Consider the following 18,051-nt stretch of genomic DNA (forward strand, 5'->3'; position numbering starts at 1 on the left):
GGAAATCTAATCGAGCTTTGCTCGCAAGGGAACCACGCTCCCGCCTTTGAGAGCAACAAGCTCAACTCTCAGTTTGCGAATTTGCCTTAAGAGCGAAATTTCTCTACTGTACCCCGAAATAATTTTTGCCTCCGCTACAGCCAATTTTTCCCTGAGTTCAGCCAGGGCGTCCTTTCTCTTAGTTTCATCGCCTGAAGGCGATGACTTTCCAGCAGCCTTCTTAATCTCGCTGCGCAAGAAATCGAATTCAGGGCGAGACTTTTTTATACTCCCGGGTTTGCGGCCGGCCTCGCGGGATACAGAGTCATTGTTAATCTTCTCGCCCCGTTCCTTAAGTCGTTCAAGGGCATCAAAATAATCCTGAAGATCAGAGCTCATTGGAGGTGCCTTTCTCCTACCTGACGCAGGCGGGCGAGAATGTCTGCCTCGAAATTGTACTCGGAACTCTCCGGGCAAATCTTCGACAACCGCGCAACCTCCGACTCCTGACTGCGGATTATTAGTTTCAGCCTGTCCTTAACGCCAAGCATATGGCGACAATCATTCTCCAGGCAGTTCAAAGGCAGCCACTCAAGCGGAGGGATTTTGCATGGTTCAGGATTCGTGCAACCACCGAGTACAGTCTCTTTAAATCCAAGTTCACCTCGCTTAAACGCAGCCAAGGTATCTGATCTACGAGAGAATACAATCGGGTTTTCGGTCTTCAGATGCAGGGCAGAAAATGAGCTGTGTGCCCCGAATAGTTCGCCTTCCGGCAGAAATATTGCTTTCGTGTAGCCGGTGAATTCGGCCAGCGCCGTTGCTTCGTTCCATTCATGTGCAAAATGATCTGGATTCATTCTTATGAATTTATCCGCGAATGCTGAGCCCTTTGCGTAATACCTCGCCATTGCCGCCAAAATATGTTTCAGTTGGCGCTTCAGTGTGGGAATCGAGACAATGCCGCTGGCATGGGCGTATAACGCCAAGCTGCGCCTGAGTTGGTGGGGTGCGATTGGCCACACCTTACCAACCGTGAACTTCGCATCGGACTCCCATGGGCGAAATGGGTCGATGAGACACAACTCTTCGATGTCTTGATCCTGAATTGTGAGCGAATAGCGCCGGCTGATAGCACGGAAGTACGCTGGTAATCCTGAACTCTGCACGTCAGGCAAGTATCCTCTGCCTAGATACCCAGTACGGCAGAACAGCAAATAACTCCCGTCCTTCGATTTCAAATGTTTTCCGCCGCCCAGTATTTTGTGAAAAACTCCAAAGATGGTTTGGGCGAGACGTACGGCGCGTACGCCAATATCCGACGTAACCCACGTTGCACGAGCAGGACTTTTTTTAAGCTTTGTCGTAACGCCCTGGATGAGTGGGTACGCGTTCGGGCCACCTAGACCCAGATTCAGGCAGTTGAACGGCAAGCTAGACATCTCCTGCAATCGCATGCCTGAAAAGGTAATGATCGCGAGGCCGCAAACGCCACTTACTCGCGTAAGGATTTGTGCTACGCCGTGCGAACCATTTCTTAAACCCTCATCTTTGAGATACGAGGCAAGCTGCTCAGGGACTTCTGCGTTCGGGAAGCCTATGGCCAGACCATCGCTTAGATAGGCGCATAACGGCTGACATATGCCTTCTAGATTAGATAGGTCGCCCTCTAGGCTAGAGATGAGCTGAGAATAAATACGGGCCGGTATCGGTGGCGTCTGGTTGTATTGGAACTCGTGATGGGCTTTGAGAAGTTCTTTTCTGACCTCGGAAAATGGCACTTTCAGTGTTGTCTTGCTCTGCCCAAGCGCAACGAGCTTTCGAAGTAATGCATGAAGCCGAATCGCAGCTCTTTTTTGGGCTTGACCCGCTCCCAGAAAAGCTACGATGGAGCTCTTTGACTCCAGCGCTTGGAATACCGTTGCCCCCTTTTCGGCGGCATGCCTTGCGAGCATCCTCAGGAGGTACGCAGCATTTGTAATAGTATCGAGTTTAATTGGACCTGACGCATCTTTCAACCAGACATTAAATAGAATTGCTTTGGTCTGATTGGTCAAATCATGGCGCAGGGCCGGAGAGATAAAATCTGGCAGTAGATTTTCCCAGCATATTCCTCGCTCCCCTTGCGATCCCGCGTAAGCGCTGAGGTTCCAATACATATCAGAGAATCGCGAAGCTACTTCTTTGGACTTCCCAAATGTGACGGCGGTGTCATCGCTCGGAATAAATCCGTCAATTGCGACAACTGCTGCCATTGATGTTGGATCGCGCTGAATTTTCATATGATTCCTAGTTCGATAAGCTGGGATAGTTTTCCTTCCCAGTATGGATCAAGGTTTCCGTTTTCATATACATCTAACCGTATGCGCTCTATTTCGGAACTCGGCATATGGTTTTCTATGGTGCTCAAGACGTCGTCAATTCGTTTGATCAGGCTGGTTAGCCCATCATCATTCGTTGGAGTGGGGGAGAGCTCGAGGGTTAGGCTCAGGCACTTGCGGCAGCTGAGCAGCTTCCGAATATCTTTCTCGTCGGCATGCGGACGAAAATTCATGCAGAAGAGGCAACCCACTCCAGTGCCGCAAGCAACCTGGACCGGTGCGCTGGGGCTGATGGGTGTGGGGCTATTACGCGAACCACAGTGGCCCGTCGCGATCTCGTTCTCAGCTTGCTGCCTGGTAGAGGCTCGCTCCAACCCCTTAAGGTATGCCGACATCTCTTCTCGGTGAGCCTCGGCAGAGCCATTCGAGTAGGCCATTAGTGTGGTCTGGAGCGATTGCCCCATCACCTCTGCAGTGACCTTAGGGCTTTCCGTCCTAATTAGCCTATCGTGCTTTGCTGCGCGAAGCTTTCGTGAGAACAACCTCGGCAGCTCAATACCGAGCGTCGCCAACTTACCAAAAAGACGAGTTTGAAATGTATCCGTGATTTCACGAGGCGAAAGATATCTGTCTTGCGCGATCAGAAGTGTTCTGATTTTGGCCTCGCCAACAATATGACTTCGAAGTTGAAGAAAACGTCTTAGCAGCGGAATAAATGAGACAGGGAGCTCGATGAAAACTTCGTTGCCGTTAGCGCGAAACTTAATAGAGCGAAAGAGCTGGCGTGATACTTCAGCCTTGCTGATACGCCCTTCTAACTCTGAATCAAACTCTAGGTCACAAAGAGGTTGAAGATTCCAGCCCGAAGCCTGCGAAAGAATCATGCCGAAGCAATATGCAGCCGTATGGGCTAGTTCGCGTCTTGGACGATGATCGACGGAACTTGAGACGAGTTGGGTCCTGCGATGGATCGAATGTATATTGTGTGCAGTTTCACGCGGGTATTTGTACTTGTGCCCAATCGAGTCTCTTAGCTCGGCATAGGTTCGGGGTAGGCCAGTGACTTCATTCCAATGAGGATTGGATTTGAGGCTTGTGCGACCATCAGCCATGAAGATCACATTGATGCTCTCCGGATCAGGACCGAATGGTCCCGTTATTGAATGCGGGAAATTCTCTGGATTTAGTATGAGATTTGATATGCCAACGAACAATTGCTTGCATGCAGCATATAAGACGCCCAGGTCGGTTGTTGGTGGAACCTCTGTGGGTTGAGTATCTGATTTCGAATGCCTTAATCTGCGTAGTCGATTGCCCCATTGTTCGTCTTCGAAGATACCGCGAAATATGGATAGGATGCTGCCTTGATCCTGCGCCATTCCATTATTGCGGCTAGCTCCCAACGCGACTTCGCTGATTCCGTGTGCGAAATATCTCTCAACTAAAAGCTCCATCCTATAGGAGGAGTTGAGATTTACGGGGTACCTATTTTTATCTGCCCAATCAAGAAATGCTTCCAACCCGGCTAGGCGAGAATAGACGGACGCGGGCCGTAGGGCTTCAACGGTTTCAAAGGTGGACGCTAGCTTGATGACTTTTCTTATAAATTCATCGCGAATGTCTGTCTTGGAGTGCGGTGAGAAGTAGTGCTTTATCCTTTTGTTATTCGACGTATCTCTATTGAAAAACGCAAACTTTCCAAGATCAAATTTTCGGCCATAGCCCGGCCACGTCAGCATTGCCATCGAAGGGTCGATGACCGAATATGCCTCTGGCACGGGCATGACTACGTCGACAGTCTGTCTCATGTAGCCATCGCTTGCGAAGCTAAATCTTCCAAGTGAGCGAACCAACCATCATTCGCCTCGCGGGCCCAATTGGTCGACTCACGATACTTGATGTAGCGCTCAGTAATTTCCGTTGAGTCGTGCCATAAGAGTTGCGCTAGGTCCTGTAAGACCTTTTCCCTGCTCGTCGATCCGTCAGCAATCCTTGGTTGATTGAACTCCAGATAGTTCAGGCCGTAGGTGCCACGCAGGTCGTGGAACTGGTAGGTGAAATCCTGATCCTCTAGGATTTTTCGCATCGCCGGTATTACACGATTGGTCATAAACGCGCGGATTCCTTGCCCGGTCTTTACAGAGCGGAGGTCCTCACGAAGACGCCCAGCGATGATGTCTTCTTGTGTGTCGTAGAAGGACTGACCGCGCTGGCTGAGGAACAGGAATTGGTCGATGGAATAACCCAATGGTGACTTGCTGGCGCGATGTTTCCACCTGTCGCTCTGCAGGTACGTGTAAAGCGAAACATATAGCCACTTCGGCATAACGATTATTCCCCTCTTGTTCCGCTTGGTATCTATCCCTGTTAAGGGGCCGGCTGGAATCGGAATGTAGTCGCGCCTGATTTTTGACGGGGGCGTTAGGAAGTGGCCCTTACGGAGAGTTGAGACAGTCTGAATCCTGACGCCGGTAGAAAGAGACGAGACATGCATCAACGTCATTTCCGTGTTTCTCAGCTGCCGCAGGACAGTGATTAGCGCATGCTGCTCCTTCTTAGGTAAAGGTCGAATTTTTCCACCGTCCTCAATCCGGTCGTCATATGGGTTCTTTGACCTGCTCTCTTTAAGGGGAAGATCGGTCGATGCCAGTTCCTTTGAGTGCCGTTGACCTTCTTTGGTGCCGAAGAATATAGTCACCGTCTTCTCGTCCCATGGCGGATTCTCAAGGACGAGATATTTTGACTTAACCAGGTGTTTGTAAAATCGGATGACGCTTCTGATTATTCGATTGGCGTAACTCGAGGAAATTTCGCCTGCAGTGTGCAGAGTAAAGAGATATCTACGGAACTTGTATGTGGGGCGCCGGTTCTTGTCCTTAGGAAAGTCTGTCCATTCCGTACCAGAGTTCTCTAAGTACCTGCGATAGAAGGCCAAATCAGACGCCGACGTGGAGTAGTTGGACATCTTCGGGGCGTAATCGAGTTCCAGTCGATCAAGCAGGTAAAGCGTCGCCTCGGCCCAGGGCGTACCGTCGCTACAGAGCACGAGCGGGAAGAATGGATAGACCGACTTCTCCTCCGGCTCTTCAAAGCCTGGATGAGCAGCGTCCCGATGGGCGTACTGGTCCGATTCGGAACCAGTGTCGAGGTTCACAAGGATCGCGTCGCGGTCAGTCGGTTCAACCAGCTCTGTCAGGAAGAGCTTGGGGATGGTGAAGGGCTGGGCCAGGGCCATCGCATCGACTCCAACGATTCGGGGTGATGCTGTCCATCATAAAAAGAGTTGCTAGGCTCTTGTCAATGGCAAAGAGTTGCTAGTAGGCCGTGGATCCACAGCTGCACGCCGGGCATCAGCGCCTCGTCGTCATTGCAGAAGCTGGCGGTGCCGGGCTGCTTGCCGTAGCGTGGGTCGGCGCTCTTCAGGCTGGGGGCGAAATGGGTGATGACCACGGTGGCGTCCACGGCCTCGCCGCCGGTCACCGGCAGCGTGCGCTCCAGCCAGGCGCGGTTCTCCAGGCCCAGGCGTCGCACGGCCTCGGCTCCGAAGGGCTGGCCGTCCAGGCGGGCCGCCATGACGCGCTGGAAATAGCCGGCCGCGCGCATGGCACGCTCGCGCTGGGCGCTGCCGAAGACTTCGAAATCGCTCCAGCGCGTGGAGCCCAGGAAGCGGATGCGGCGGCCCTGGCTGTCATCCAGCACCAGGGCCTCGTCATCGAGCATGCGCAGGCCCAGGCGTTCGCATTCGCGGCGCAGCACGGCGCTGGTCTCGCGGATCTCGCGCTGGTCGTATTCATGGTTGCCCGGCACGAAAAGCACCGGCACCGGCCAGCCGGCGAAGGCCGAGAGGCCGCGCCAGCTGCTGTCCACATCGCCGGCCAGCACCAGCAGCTCGGCGCCGGGCGCCGGCTGGGGCTCGAAGGCCTCGGTCTCCATGTGGAGGTCCGAGAGGATCTGCAGCTTCATGGCGATGTCATCGCAGCGATGCCAGTCCCGGGCGGCGCCGGCGGCCGGCGCTCAGTTGGCGCCGTGGCACTGCTTGTACTTGCGACCCGAGCCGCAGGGGCAGGGGTCATTGCGGCCCACCTTGGGCGTGTCACGGCGCACCGCCTCGACCTTGTAGCGCAGGTCGGTGGTGAGGTCGTAGAGATCGGCCACATTGACCACCAGGTCCTCGATGGCGTCGTCGATGTCCTTGAGCGGGTGCTCGCGGTCCAGGGTGGCGACGATTTCCTTCTCCTCTGCCGTCTCCGCCGGCAGGTGGCGGTACAGGCGCGCCATGGCGTTCATCACGCCTTCGTCGTCCAGCTCGCCCAGCTCGGGGAAGCACAGGGCGGCATGCTGGAAGCCGGCCACCCAGGGCAGCAGGGTGCGGGCGATGGGCGAGAGCTGCTCGTCATCGGCCGCGTCAGCTTCGGGCTGCTCGCCGGACTCGGCCGCCGCGGCCGCTTCGGCGTCGAGATCCAGCACGACCGGGTCGAACCAGCCGTGCTCGGCCAGGCTGCGGTTCAGCGCGGCATGGCGGCGCAGCACCAGCTCCTGGATGCGGGCCAGCCACGCCGGGTCGGCATCGGCCGGCAGCTCGCCGCCGTCGTAGTCAAAGATGGGCGGCAGCCATTCCTCGACCTCGATCAGGCGGGGCTGGACCAGCACGCCACAGAGGTAGCCGTCCAGCATGGAGGCGTCCAGGGCTTGCAGGGGTGCGGGCGTGGTGGCCAGCAGTTCGTCGAGTTCGGCGAACTCGGTGTCGTTCAGGTCGGCGATCTTGCTCATCCGGCGATTGTCGCTGATCGCTGTCGTCCGCCGTTCAGGACGCTGCCAGCGCCGCGGCCAGCAGCAGCCGTTCCCGAAGCCAGCGCTGGGGCGGGCGGTCCTCGTTGCGCATGTGCCAGAGCATGTCCACGTGCACCGGCGCGAGGGCGAAGGGCAGGGGGCGCTCGATCAGCTCGCTCTTGTAGCCGGTGGCGCTCACGAAGCGCGCAGGCAGCACCGTCAGCAGGTCGGACTGGGCCACCACGCGGCCGGCGGTGAAGAACTGGTTGACCGTCAGCACGATGCGCCGGCTGCGGCCCAGCGCCGCCAGGGATTCGTCCACGAAGCCGTGTGGGCGGCCCGAGAAGCTCACCAGCAGGTGGTGGGCGGCGCAGTAGGTCTCCAGGTCCAGGGGCGCCTGCGCCAAGGGGTGGTCCCTGCGCATCACGCAGACGTACTGGCTCTCGTACAGCCGGTGCTGGCGGATGGCCGCCAGGTGGCCCTGCCCCTGCAACGCGGCGACCGCCTGAGGGAAATAGCCCAGGGCGAAGTCCGCCTCGCCTTGTTCCAGCAGGCTGCGGGGATCGCGGGTGGTCAGCGGCAGCACATGGACGCGCGCCCGGGCCTGCTGAGCCTCCAGATCCGCCACCAGCGGCGGCAGCACCAGGGCAGCGGTGGCGTCGGCCATGGCGATCTGGAAGGTGGCGTCCTCGCTTGCCGGCAGGTACTCGCGCGGATCCAGCACCGCCCGCAGGCGGTCCAGAGCCTGGCGCACCTCGGGCCACAGCCCCTCCGCCCGCGAGGTGGGCTTCATGCCAAAGGCCTGGCGGACGAAGAGCTCCTCGCCCAGCGCCTCACGCAGGCGCTTCAGGGCGTGGCTGACCGCCGGCTGGGTCATGGCCAGGCGCTCAGCGGCCCGGGTGAGGTTGCGCTCGGCCATCACGGCATCGAAGACGCGCAGCAGGTTGAGGTCGAGGTTGCGAAAGCTCATATGAACAGCGTTTATAGAGCAAATGCAAACAATTCATTTGGAGAATGTCTAGGGTTTACCCCAAAATTCATCCCATCGCACCACACCCTGGTGCCCACAATACCCACAAGGAAGTCAAATCATGAGCGTCGCCACCCAAACCTTCGGTCTGCCCCTGCACCGCACCGTTCGTCATGGGGGTTCCTTCGCTGCCATCGGCGCCCGCCTGTGGCTGAGCCTGATCGCCAAGGTCCAGGCTCATCTGGCTGCCGCCAAGGCTGCCCGCGAAGAGCGCGAACTGCTGGCCCTGGCCGCCCAGTACGAAGACAGCATGCCCAGCTTTGCTGCCGAACTGCGCGCCGCCCACGCCCGCAAGGACTGAGTCTCCTGCAACGGCCTTCGTGCCGTCTTGCTCTGTTGAGCCTGCCCGCTGATGAAGCCGGCAGGTTTTTTTACGTCTGATCGCGGCCTGGGGCGCCAGCGAGGATTCCCTGATCTGCGCCGCTAACAAGAAAGTTACGCTCCTCGCGTCACCACTCGGGTGACGTCAATCGTGGAGGAGCTTATGAAGCGCAAATGGACGGCCCTGTGTCTGGCCCTGGTCGCGGCTCTGGGTCTGAGTGCGGCCTGGGCGCGCCCCAGCTACGGCGTCAGGCTGGAATTCCTGGATGGCCAGGGTCAGGTCGTGGGCGGGCTGGCTCGCAGCTGTATCGGGCAGACTTACGACCGCTGGGGCAGTGTCACGGCCAACCAGCGTGTCGTGGATTCCTGGGAATGCCCTTGAGCGGATTCGGGCCTGAATCCGGACCTGAGTCAGGCCGGCAGTAAAAAAGCCCGCTCGGATCCGAGCGGGCTTCTATGTGGTCGGCAGGCGCTGAGGCCGGGTGATTACTCGGCGGCCAGGCGCTGCTCGATCTTGGCCTTGGTGGCCGGCAGCTCGGCCGGCAGGTGGTAGGCCAGCTGGGCAAAGAGCTCGTCGTGCAGCTTCAGCTCGGCGGCCCAGTCGGCCTTGTCGATGCGGGTGGCGACGTCGAACTGTTCCTTCGTGAAGCTCAGGCCTTCCCAGTTCAGGTCTTCGTAGCGCGGGGTCACGCCGAAGACGTGCTCCTCACCGGACTGGCTGCCGGTCACGCGGTCCAGCATCCACTTCAGCACGCGCATGTTCTCGCCGTAGCCGGGCCAGACGAACTTGCCGTCGGCGCCCTTGCGGAACCAGTTGACGCAGAAGATCCTGGGCAGGGTGGCGCCGCTGTCGGCCAGCTTCTTGCCCAGATCCAGCCAGTGCTGGAAGTAGTCGGCCATGTTGTAGCCCATGAAGGGCAGCATGGCGAAGGGGTCGCGGCGCACCACGCCCTGCTGGCCGGCGGCTGCGGCGGTGGTCTCGGAGCCCATGGTGGCGGCCATGTAGACGCCTTCCACCCAGTCGCGGGCCTCGGTCACCAGGGGCACGGTCGTCGAACGGCGGCCACCGAAGATGAAGCCGTCGATCGGCACGCCGGCCGGATTGTTCCAGTCGGGGTCCAGGGCCGGGTTGTTGGTGGCGGCCACGGTGAAGCGGGCGTTCGGATGGGCGGCCTTGGCGCCGGTCTCCTTGGCGATGGCGGGCGTCCAGTCCTTGCCTTGCCAGTCGATCAGGTGGGCCGGCGGGGTCTCGGTCATGGACTCCCACCAGACGTCGCCATCGTCAGTCAGCGCGACGTTGGTGAAGATGACGTCCTTGTTCAGGCTGGCCATGCAGTTGAAGTTGGTCAGCGTGTTGGTGCCGGGGGCGACGCCGAAGTAGCCGGCTTCCGGGTTGATGGCATAGAGGCGGCCGTCGGCACCGGGCTTGATCCAGGCGATGTCGTCGCCCACGGTGGTCACCTTCCAGCCAGCGAAGGCCTTGGGCGGGATCAGCATGGAGAAGTTGGTCTTGCCGCAGGCGCTGGGGAAGGCGGCGGCGAAGTGGTACTTCTTGCCCTCGGGCGAGGTGAGGCCCAGGATCAGCATGTGCTCGGCCAGCCAGCCCTGATCACGGCCCATGGTGGAGGCGATGCGCAGCGCAAAGCACTTCTTGCCCAGCAAGGCGTTGCCGCCGTAGCCCGAGCCGTAGGACCAGATCTCGCGGGTCTCGGGGTAGTGGACGATGTACTTGGTCTTGTTGCAGGGCCACTTGACGTCGGCCTGGCCGGCTTCCAGCGGCGCACCCACGGTGTGAACGCAGGGAACGAAGGCGCCGTTGTCACCCAGCACATCCAGGACGGCCTTGCCCATGCGGGTCATGATGCGCATGTTTACGGCCACATAGGGGCTGTCCGAGAGCTCCACGCCGATGTGGGCGATGGGCGAGCCGATGGGGCCCATGCTGAAGGGCACGACGTACAGCGTGCGGCCCTTCATGGCGCCCTTGAAGAGCGCCTTGTCACCGGTCTGCAGCAGCTCGCGCATCTCAGCCGGGGCCATCCAGTTGTTGGTGGGGCCGGCGTCTTCCTTCTTCTGCGAGCAGATGAAGGTGCGGTCTTCCACGCGGGCGACGTCACTGGGGTCGCTGCAGGCGAGGTAGCTGTTGGCGCGCTTGGCCGGGTTGAGTTTCTTGAAGGTACCGGCGTCGACCAGCTGCTGGCAGAGGCGGTCGTACTCTTCCTGGCTGCCGTCGCACCAGTAGACGTCCCTGGCCTGGGTCAGGGCGGCGATCTCCGCCACCCAGGCGATCAGGCGCTGGTGCTTGACATAGGCGGGCACGTTCAGGCGCAGCCCTTCCATCATGGGTTGGTTCATGGCAAGTCCTTCAATGTTGAAAAGCAGAATTGGGTCAGGCTCGGACAGCAGCCCCGGGGCAGTGAAGCGGGGGGAGTGCGGGCCGGGCCTGGCCCAATGCCGCTTCGAAAACGCAGCCGGATCGCCGGTCTGCCTCTCGATGTCAGGCACTTGCCGAGCCTCATGTTCAGCCCGGCGGGGTGTCCACCGCCGGGTTGCGGCGGGTGGGGAATCGATTGTCACCGCAATGTAATCACGCGGTAACTCCTCTGCTGGCGCCCCTCATGCGTTTCCGGAATAGATATCGCAGCTTCCGGCATCGAAGCGCCGGGCACCGTCGCTGGGGCGACAGTCCGCAGATCGCACCGTAACTTTTCCATACAGCAGCGGGCAGGGCGGCTCCGGACAATCCGGGCTCCGCCTGCTCCCTTGAGCCTCCAGACACCATGCAAAGCCTGCTCGGCCCCATTTCGCCGGACCATCCGGCCGGTGAGGATCTCTCCTTCTCCCCCGAGTTCGACACCATCCAGAAGCTGCGCGAGCAGGACGACCCCAGCCTGGACCAGGGGGAATGGGTGACCAGCCTGCGGGTGGCCGACTGGCCCGCCGTGCTAAAGCAAAGTGAGCAGTTGCTTACGCAGCGCAGCAAGGATTTGCGCCTGGCCAGCTGGCGGCTGGAAGCCCTCGGCCATGTGGAGGCCTGGCCCGGCCTGGCCCGCGGGCTGCGGGACTGGGTGGACCTCTGCGAAGCCTTCTGGACCGAGCTCCACCCGCGTGTCGAAGAGGGGGACTGGGACGAGCGCGCCGGCGTGTTGCGCTGGCTGCTGCAGACCGTGGAGCGCGGTGCACAGCAGGCCCGGCTGCTGGGCCGGGGACGCGACGCCTACAGCCTGCAGGACATGGCGGCCGCTCGCCATTGGGCCCAGCGTCTGGAACGGGATCCCCAGCTGCAGCAGCAGGCGGACGAGACCCAGCCAACGCCGGACCGGGTGGCCAAGGCCCTGAAGGACACGCCGGCCGCGCAGCTGCAGCAGGCGCGTGCGGCGGCCGAGCAGATTCTCGAGGAGTTGCGACGTCTGCAGGCCTGGGTGGATGCCGCCATGGGTGCCGAGGCGCCCGGATTCAGCAAGACCCTGGACCAGCTGGACGACGCCCGTCGCCAGATCGAGCGCACCTTGCGCGACGCCGGCCTGGCACCTGATGGCAGCGCATCCGCTCCGTCGCTGGCCGAGCCGCAGGACGCGGGCTCCGAGTCGCCGCGCGGAGCCCTTGCCCCCGCGGCGGCCGGCCCGCTGCAGAGCCGTCAGCAGGCGCTGCAGCAGCTGCGTGAGGTGGCGGCCTTCTTCCGCCGCACCGAGCCTCACAGCCCGGTGGCCTACCTCGCAGACAAGGCCGCGCGCTGGGGCGACATGCCTCTGCACGAGTGGCTGCGCCATGTGGTCAAGGATGGCGGCACCCTGGGCGCGCTGGAAGAGCTGCTGGGCACCGAGCCCCCGCCTCAACAGGAGTAGCCCGGTCAGCGCCAGGGCGCGGACGGGCCCGTACCTGGCGGCCCGTGGCGAGGCCCGCCGGCGCCTGCCCTGGCCGGCCACTGGCGAACGCAGCGGCCTGGGCGCTCAGATCCCGGCGCGGAACTCGATCCTGCGGTTCCGGGCGCGGCCTTCTTCCGTGGCATTGCTCGCCACCGGCTGGTCGGGCCCCACGCCGTCGATGGACAGCTGCTGGGCTGGCAAGCGGTGCTTCTGCACCAGGTACTGCCGCACGGCGTCGGCCCGTGCCAGCGACAGCGTGATGTTGCTCGCCCGCTCGCCCTGGCCATCGGTGTGGCCGACGATCTGCACGCGCTTGCCCTGCACCGACTGCAGCACGCTGCCGATCTCGTCCAGCAGGGCCATGCCCTGCGGCCGCAGCACGGCGCTGCCCGGCTCGAACTCGACGATGCGGCCCGCCAGCACCTGGTCGAGCTGGCCCTGCTCCGTGCTGCCCACGCGCAGGGCGTTCTTGAGGCTGTAGGCCCCATTGAGCTGCTGGGACAGGGACTGGGCGACATCCTGGCGCAGCGCCTCCGAGGCGACCTCGCCCTGCAGCTCCACCTGCTGGCCGCGCACGATCAGCTGGCCATTGCGCACCTGCTTGAGGAGGGGGTCCGCGAGCAGCTTCTGCACGTGCTGCAGCCAGTTGGGCGGCATCTGCACCCCGCTGACCTGCAGCTCGTTGACCACCTGGTCGGCGCCGTACTGGTCCCGCAGGCGCTGCAGCACGGCGGCCTTGGTGGCCTCGTCAGGCACTTCGCCACTGGCGACGACGGGTCGTGCCGCCTTGGGGGGCGGCACGGTGGCCGGCGCGCTCCAGGCCTGCAGGGCCAGCGCCGCCAGGCCCAGGCCCAGAGCCCGCGTGGGGGAGTTCAATCGCTTCACCATCTGTTCACCGTCCATCATTGCCAAACACGGTCTCGAAGCCACGCAGCACCTCGCGCAGCGAGAGGCCGGGATGCTCCAGCTCCGTGGACCAGCGCATCAGCTCACGCCACTCTCCCAGGCAGTCATCCACCCACAAGGGCTCGTCCAGGCTGATCATGTCTTCCTGGGCCATGTCGGGATGCAGGGCCGCGCAAAGGGCGCGTGTGCTGGCGCCGTGGAAGCTCAGCATCAGCCATTGGGGTGCGCGACGCGGCAGCATCAGCGCCAGCTCCACGCCCTGGTGCTGGACCTGGCTGGCCAGCAGCCGCAGCCAGAAGGCCAAGGCCTGGCTGCGCAGCGGTTCCTCCATGGGCATGGGCAGGCGCAGCCCCTTGGCCAGGGCCTGCGGGCCCTCCTGGCGCAGGGGCTCCAGCAGGATGCCCAGGGCGATCACGCAGCGGCGCAGGTCCACCTGCCGACCGTCGCTGGACATGCCCAGCTCCAGGTCCAGCAAGCCCTGCTCTTCCACCAGGGCCTGCCATTGGGCCCGGCAGGCGGCGTCGGCCGGAGGAACCTCCAGGGCCTGCGTGCGGCCCATGAGGGCCTGGACGGCTTCGTAGCTGTCGGCCCGCACGAGGGATTGGCCCAGCGCATCCAGCGTCTCCCACGCCGGACCCAGCTGCAGGCTGCCCTCGCCCAGCCAGCTCATGGGCTGGGTCGTCGGGAACTGGGCGGTCATGGAGAAGGGGAACAGCCGGCCCGAGGCGTCCTGGCTGGCGCGGATCTGGCCCAGCAGACCGACCTGGCTGCGCGAGCCCAGCACGGCGAAGTCCACTGGCGGGCACGTTTCCCAGAGTAGGCGCCAGCGCACGTCGTGAGCCAGGCGGGCCAGGGTCTGGGAGAACCAGGGGTCCAGGCGAGCGATCAGGGCCTGACCGGTGCTGGAGCGGATGAAGTCGCCACGGCAGGGCAGCTTGCCGAAGTAGATGAGGGGCCAGGCGGAGGCCAGTGTGCTCATCATGGCTCAGCCTCCGTTCGCCGGCGTGGTGCGGGTGGCGCCCGCATTGGCCTGACGGGCCTCCCCGCCGAGTTGGCCCACGACCTGGGCCGGCAGGGTCAGGCCTCGCAGGGCGGCCATGCCGCTCATGCCTGGCGATGCTCCGGCCGTGGCGGGCCCGCCGGTGCCGGCGGCCTGGCGCACCAGGCGCAGCATCACGGCCACGCTGAGCCTGCCCTGGGTCCAGCGCAGCTCGTGCAGGCCCTCGGGCGTCTTGCGCTTCTGGGCCGCTTCCACCATGCGTTGCAGGCCCATGCCGCCGGGCTCTTCCAGGAAGCTCACCGGACGACCCTCGAAGTCGACCCCGCTGATCTTCACGCCGGGCGCACCCTGACGCGAGGGCGAGACGAAGCTGACCCATTGCGGCGCGCTGTTGCGGTAGCGCAGGACCTGGCCGTCGATCTCCAGCGTGTATTCGCTCAGGCCGGGCGCGGGCAGGGCCTGGATCTCGAACTGGGTGGCGTCAGCCGCCGCTCCCCCGCCGGCGCCTGCCGTGGCTGCCGAGCCGCCGGCGGCTTCACCGCCAGCCATCCAGCTGCCGAAGGCCGTGCTGAACTCGGGCAGCAGGCGGATGCCCTGCTCGCCCCAGGTCCGGGCCTGCAGGGTGTCGCCGCGGCGATTCACCAGGCCTGCCAGGGTCTGGTCCGCGAACTTGGCGATGGCGCCCTGGGCGCCGAAGACCTTGGCGATATCGGCCGGCGCTGCCTCGATGCGTGAACTGGAGGAGAAGGGGTACTTGCCGGCCAGCTGCTTCTGGAAGGGCTCGTAGACCTGGGCCTGCCAGACGCGGTTGATCTCCTGCTCGGCAGTCGGCACCAGCACGGCGAAGGATTGCTGCAGCGGCCGCACCAGCATGGGCCGCAGCACGGCGCGCGTGTTGTCGGGCATGCCGCTGAGCATCTGCTCGTCCACCAGCTTGAGGGCGTCCACCAGTTCCGAGCCCTGGCCTTCCAGCGTCAGTTGCAGCAGCTGGCGCGCGGCGGGGCCGGGGTCGCCCTGGTTCTTCATCTGGTTGAAACGGGCGCGCAGCTTGCCCAGAGATTCCAGGTAGGACTTCAGCAGGGCCGACTGGCCATCGGCCGCCACCATCACCCGCTGGAGACTGCCGAACTCCTTGCCGATGGGGCCCAGCGCGATCTCGGCCTTGGGGGCTTCCAGCTTCACCTCGACCTGCACGGGGGCTTGGCCGAAGAGGCGCTGCTTGATCCAGTTGAGCACGCCTTCGCGGCCTTGGGACAGCTTGCCGTTGAGCAGACCGGGGTTGTCCCAGGCGGTTTCATCCCAGACCCGCTGCAGCACCTTGCCGATCGGCGACTGCTGGGGGTCGCCCAGCACGTTCATCTGCTGCTGTGCCTGTTCGAAGCTCGCGAACTCCGGCACGCTGATGTCCTGCACGAAACGGCGCCACTCGGACGCGTACTCGGCCTTGTAGAGCTGGACCAGGGCGCGCTTCACCTGTTCGGGGCTGCCTTCCAGGGTGAGGTCGTCGCGCTGGGCCGTCTTGAGGACCCAGTCCTCGGCCTGCAGCTCCTTGTTGGCCGCATCGTCGATGGCGGACTGCACATAGCCGGTCCAGGCCTCGCGGGTGAAGGCGCCGCTGACCACGCGACTGCCCTGCAGGCTGCTGCGGCCGGCATCGCCCACGATGCGGGCCACGGATACCGGCGTATAGCGCGCAGCGGCCCGGGCGCGGATCTCGGCGTAGACACGCTCGCGCGCCGGCAGGCCCTTGACCACCTGGCGCAGTAGCTCGCGGGACTGGTCGACCACGCTGTGGTTCATGGCCACCGCCGGGAAGCCGGGGCGGTTCAGCTGCGTACCCATGAAGGCCAGCAGCTTCTCGGCGCCGCGCACCAGTTCCTCGCGGGACTGGCCTTCGCGATTGGCCTCCAGCCACTGGCGCCAGAAGCGCGTCACCTGGTCGCTGAACACGCTGGGCTCGATGCGCTCGGGCTCGGCCAGCATCAGGTAGGCCTTGAGGGCGTTGTAGGCCTCGTCGGCATTGAGAGCCGAGGCCTGCTGGTACAGGGTGGACGCCGGCCGCGCGGCCGCTGCGGCAGGCGCCGTACCGGCCGGTGCCGAGGCGCCGGCGGCCGGGGTGGCCGCCTGCAGGTCCTGCGCACTGTGACGGGCGACCTCGCGCAGATAAGCCTCCATCTCGCCAGCAGCCGGCTTGAGCACGAGTTCCTTGAGCCCTGCCAGGTACTCGCGGCGCAGCTGCTGCTCCACCGCCTGGCCCTGGAACAGGCCGAAGGACAGGCTCCAGGGGCGCTCGCGCTGCAGGGTCTCCAGCTGGGCGAGGCGGTCGGAGATGAGCTCCAGTGCCTCCATGCGCGCGGCGACGTCGGTGCGGCCCTTCTGCAGCATCTGCACCTTCTGCAGGTCGGCCTGCACGCTGGCCACCCACTGGCGGTTGCCCATATAGGACCAGGTCCACAGGCTCAGCAGCAGGCCCAGGGTCAGGGCGCCGCCGGCAAAGCTGGCCATGCGCAGCCGGACCTTGTGGCGCGAGGTGTACTGGCGAACCAGGTTGCGGTCCTCGAAGATGACCTTGGTGAACAGGTCCTTGAGGAACATGCCCTGGGCGGTGGGGGCCTGCTTGCGCAGGGCCGGCAGCGATCCGCTCAGGCGGAAGCGCTGGGCGACCTTCTCGGCGCAGCTGCTGCGCGATTCCCCCTCGATGACGGCGCAGGTGAAGTAGAAGCCCCGCAGCACCGGGCAGAACTGGTAGGGGTTGTCTTCGAACAGGGTGGCCACGAAGCTGCGCAGGGCGGGCTTCAGGGATGCGAATTCGTCGGGGAAGGCCAGCAGGCCCGGCGGCAGCTCTTCGCCGCGATGCAGGCTCAGACGAGCCACGCTGGCGGCCTTCAGGCCATCGACCAGGGTGTCGAAGTGGCTCTGGAAGCGCTGCAGGGCCTGGGCGTTGGTCTGGTCGTCATAGGGGAGGGTGGCCCCCCAGGCCTTCTCCTGCTCCTCGGGCTGGCTGCCCTCGAAGAACTCGGTGAAGCCGGCGACCAGGTCCGCCTTGGTGAAGACCAGGTAGACCGGCGCCACGACCTCCAGGGTCTCGGTCAGCTCCTGCACGCGCTGGCGCAGGCGCTTGGCCAGGTCGACGACGGCATTGGCGGGCTGCCCACGCAGCTCTGCCAGGCTCACGGCGATCAGGATGCCATTGATCGGCGCCTTGGGCCGGTGCTTGCGCAGCAGGCCCAGGAAGCTGCGCCACTCGGCACGGTCTTCCTCGTAGACCGAGTAGCGGCCCGCGGTGTCCAGAAGGATGCCCTGGGAGGTGAAGAACCAGTCACAGCTGCGGGTGCCGCCCACACCCTGGATGATGTTCTCTGATGGATCGCCCAGCGGGAAGTGCAGGCCCGAGCGCGCCACCGCCGTGCTTTTGCCGGCCGCGGGATTGCCAATGATCATGTACCAGGGCAGCTCGTACAGCGCCGCCGAGCCGCGGTGCTGGCCGATGCGGGAGGTCTTGAGCATGCGGATGGCATCGCGCATGCGCTCGCGCAAGTCCTGGGCCTCGGCCTGCTTGTGGGCGCCGAGCGCATGGCCGGCGGCCACGGCCTGCTGGTCCACGGCCTGTTCGAGCGCCTGCGCCGCGCGCCGCTCCTTGCGCCAGCGCAGCAGCTGCACGCCGCCCCAGACCAGCACGGCCAGGAGCAGGATCAGCAGGGCCCAATACAGCGTCAGCTGCAGCGTCTCGGCCCCCAGGAAAAGAAAGGCTGCCAGGGCAGCCAGGCCGATCACCGCGATCACTCGCGTGTCGAACAGAAAGGACCAGAGTCGTTGCATTTGCTAACCAATTTGTTCGCTGCCCGTTTGGCGACGGGT

At 63.3% G+C, this 18,051-nt stretch carries 14 protein-coding genes; 3 read left to right on the plus strand and 11 right to left on the minus strand.

Annotated elements, in window-relative coordinates:
- Positions 1–6: 6 nt before the first annotated feature.
- From ABDJ40_RS01845 to ABDJ40_RS01875, 7 genes are all read right to left on the minus strand, one after another.
- Positions 7–378, minus strand: coding sequence for a hypothetical protein (locus tag ABDJ40_RS01845; RefSeq protein WP_347605363.1), 372 nt, complete (start codon positions 376–378; stop codon positions 7–9).
- Positions 375–2,261: a hypothetical protein gene (locus ABDJ40_RS01850; RefSeq protein ID WP_347605365.1), complete on the minus strand. Its 1,887-nt coding sequence runs from the start codon at positions 2,259–2,261 to the stop codon at positions 375–377. Before ABDJ40_RS01850 ends, ABDJ40_RS01845 begins: the two co-directional genes overlap by 4 nt.
- Positions 2,258–4,108: a hypothetical protein gene (locus tag ABDJ40_RS01855; RefSeq protein ID WP_347605368.1), complete on the minus strand. Its 1,851-nt coding sequence runs from the start codon at positions 4,106–4,108 to the stop codon at positions 2,258–2,260. The genes ABDJ40_RS01850 and ABDJ40_RS01855 overlap by 4 nt, the downstream gene beginning before the upstream one ends.
- A complete protein-coding gene (locus tag ABDJ40_RS01860; RefSeq protein ID WP_347605371.1) occupies positions 4,105–5,535 on the minus strand; it encodes a hypothetical protein in 1,431 nt (476 codons plus the stop codon). The genes ABDJ40_RS01855 and ABDJ40_RS01860 overlap by 4 nt, the downstream gene beginning before the upstream one ends.
- Positions 5,536–5,597: 62 nt before the next feature.
- Complete coding sequence (locus ABDJ40_RS01865) at positions 5,598–6,263, minus strand: metallophosphoesterase family protein (protein WP_347605374.1); 666 nt, start codon at positions 6,261–6,263, stop codon at positions 5,598–5,600.
- A gap of 51 nt (positions 6,264–6,314) precedes the next feature.
- The gene (locus ABDJ40_RS01870) at positions 6,315–7,070 is read right to left on the minus strand and encodes a UPF0149 family protein (RefSeq protein WP_347605377.1); all 756 of its coding nucleotides are present in this window, start codon (positions 7,068–7,070) and stop codon (positions 6,315–6,317) included.
- 34 nt (positions 7,071–7,104) lie between these two features.
- On the minus strand, positions 7,105–8,040 hold the full coding sequence (locus ABDJ40_RS01875) for a LysR family transcriptional regulator (RefSeq protein WP_347605380.1): 936 nt from the start codon (positions 8,038–8,040) through the stop codon (positions 7,105–7,107).
- Positions 8,041–8,161: 121 nt separating this feature from the next.
- Between ABDJ40_RS01875 and ABDJ40_RS01880 the strand changes: the two genes are divergently transcribed.
- Positions 8,162–8,401 carry a hypothetical protein gene (locus ABDJ40_RS01880; protein WP_183105918.1) on the plus strand — a complete coding sequence of 80 codons (240 nt, stop codon included), beginning with the start codon at positions 8,162–8,164 and terminating at the stop codon, positions 8,399–8,401.
- A gap of 183 nt (positions 8,402–8,584) precedes the next feature.
- The gene (locus ABDJ40_RS01885; protein ID WP_347605384.1) at positions 8,585–8,803 is read left to right on the plus strand and encodes a hypothetical protein; all 219 of its coding nucleotides are present in this window, start codon (positions 8,585–8,587) and stop codon (positions 8,801–8,803) included.
- Between the two features lie 104 nt (positions 8,804–8,907).
- On the opposite strand, the gene ABDJ40_RS01890 is transcribed toward ABDJ40_RS01885, so the two are convergent.
- Complete coding sequence (locus ABDJ40_RS01890) at positions 8,908–10,776, minus strand: phosphoenolpyruvate carboxykinase (GTP) (protein ID WP_347605387.1); 1,869 nt, start codon at positions 10,774–10,776, stop codon at positions 8,908–8,910.
- Positions 10,777–11,201: 425 nt separating this feature from the next.
- Between ABDJ40_RS01890 and tssA the strand changes: the two genes are divergently transcribed.
- Positions 11,202–12,266 (plus strand): type VI secretion system protein TssA, encoded by a 1,065-nt coding sequence (tssA, locus tag ABDJ40_RS01895; RefSeq protein WP_347605390.1) that lies wholly within the window; start codon positions 11,202–11,204, stop codon positions 12,264–12,266.
- 105 nt (positions 12,267–12,371) lie between these two features.
- Here the strand turns inward: tssA and ABDJ40_RS01900 are convergent, their stop codons facing one another.
- From ABDJ40_RS01900 to tssM, 3 genes are read right to left on the minus strand one after another with little or no spacing between them, the layout of a single operon-like run.
- Positions 12,372–13,172, minus strand: a complete 801-nt coding sequence (locus ABDJ40_RS01900; RefSeq protein ID WP_430765602.1) for an OmpA family protein — start codon at positions 13,170–13,172, stop codon at positions 12,372–12,374.
- A 7-nt stretch (positions 13,173–13,179) separates the two neighbouring features.
- A complete protein-coding gene (gene tagF, locus ABDJ40_RS01905; protein ID WP_347605393.1) occupies positions 13,180–14,175 on the minus strand; it encodes a type VI secretion system-associated protein TagF in 996 nt (331 codons plus the stop codon).
- Between the two features lie 3 nt (positions 14,176–14,178).
- Complete coding sequence (gene tssM / locus ABDJ40_RS01910) at positions 14,179–18,012, minus strand: type VI secretion system membrane subunit TssM (RefSeq protein WP_347605397.1); 3,834 nt, start codon at positions 18,010–18,012, stop codon at positions 14,179–14,181.
- Between the last annotated feature and the right edge of the window lie 39 nt (positions 18,013–18,051).

This window comes from Roseateles flavus (assembly GCF_039872765.1).
GTDB lineage: Bacteria > Pseudomonadota > Gammaproteobacteria > Burkholderiales > Burkholderiaceae_C > Roseateles_B > Roseateles_B flavus.